The organism is Algibacter sp. L4_22 (assembly GCF_023473045.1).
Classification (GTDB): domain Bacteria; phylum Bacteroidota; class Bacteroidia; order Flavobacteriales; family Flavobacteriaceae; genus Algibacter.
In genome coordinates this window covers 1-1,296 of record NZ_JAMCOK010000040.1, presented here as the reverse complement: position 1 = coordinate 1,296, position 1,296 = coordinate 1, and the positions used below count along the sequence as shown (strand labels likewise).

Sequence of the window (1,296 nt, the reverse complement as noted above, 5' to 3'; positions counted from 1 at the left end):
ATATCTCAGTTAAAAAAAGAGATTAAAGTCTATATAAAATATTATAATAATGAGAGAATTAAACAAAATTTAAATGGTATGAGCCCGATTGAATATCGAGCTAATTATTATCAAAATTAATTATAAATTTGTCTAAACATTTGGGTGCACTTCACTTTCTTGGTCGGTAATTATTTACTAAATTAGTTGCTTGAAACACGCAACAAACCATATACAAACACGTTAACTGCAACCAAACAAAATCATCAACATAAACTAAATGAGTAAAACTTTAAGAAGAATTAAAACACATAGAAAAGCGAAAAATATCATAAATAGCTTCTATGACAATGACCCTCTTTGTCTATTAATTCATTATTCTTGTGAAAGCTTTTACGAAATTAAAGACGGAAAAACACCGAGAATTACTTCAATTGCTATCAAATATTTGAATACTGGTCAAACAAAATCCTTTTCAATACATAAAATTGCTGAACTAAAGCAAATTCCAATTGACCAAATTGATAATAATTACGACAAACTTGAAAAAAAGATGCTTAACAAATTTTACAAATTTGTTAAAAAACACAAAGACTATAAGTGGATTCATTGGAATATGAGAGACATCAACTATGGTTTTGAGGCACTTAAATACAGAGCATCTATTTTAGGTGCAAAAAAATCTAACATAAAAGAAGAGAACAAGTTCGACCTTGCAAGGTTACTTATTGATAAATATGGAAAAGGATATTCAAGTCACCCACGATTGCCTTCAATATTAGAAATGAATAATATCTCTTCCAAACATTGGTTAAACGGAAATGCTGAAGCTAAAGCTTTTGAAGATAAAGAATATGTAAAACTTCATCAATCTACATTAGCAAAAGTTGACGTGATGGAAAATATATTAAAAACAACAGCGGAAGAAAACTTAAAAACTAAATCTAATCTTCGTGATATTTATGGAATTAATCCACAAGGACTGTTCGAACTTGCAAAAGACCATTGGCTGTACAGTTTAATTCTTATTGTTTTCTCGACAATTTTAGGAATCTTAATAACGAATTGGATAAACGGCAGCAGTTAACACCGTGTATAATTAATTGCTTTTTGGAGCTTACTTACGAAAATTCCTGCGGAATTTTCACGGGTTCGTAAATGTTTGCTAACTTAGTTGCCTAACCACGCAACTAACCATACACAATCACGTTGTAACACATTTGAGAAATGAATTTTCCTGAAATAGGTTGACTAAAAATTAAACCATTAATTATAGTCACTTATGAAAACAAAAAATGAACACTGGCGAAAAAAAAG

Annotated in this window: 2 protein-coding genes; both read left to right on the top strand. The window is 29.5% G+C overall.

Features of this window, described 5'->3' with window-relative positions:
- The coding region (locus M4I23_RS19485; protein ID WP_249754501.1) for an IS3 family transposase at positions 1 to 120 on the top strand (120 nt) is incomplete at its 5' end.
- Between the two features lie 139 nt (positions 121 to 259).
- On the top strand, positions 260 to 1,066 hold the full coding sequence (locus M4I23_RS19480) for a hypothetical protein (RefSeq protein WP_249755524.1): 807 nt from the start codon (positions 260 to 262) through the stop codon (positions 1,064 to 1,066).
- Positions 1,067 to 1,296 lie beyond the last annotated feature (230 nt).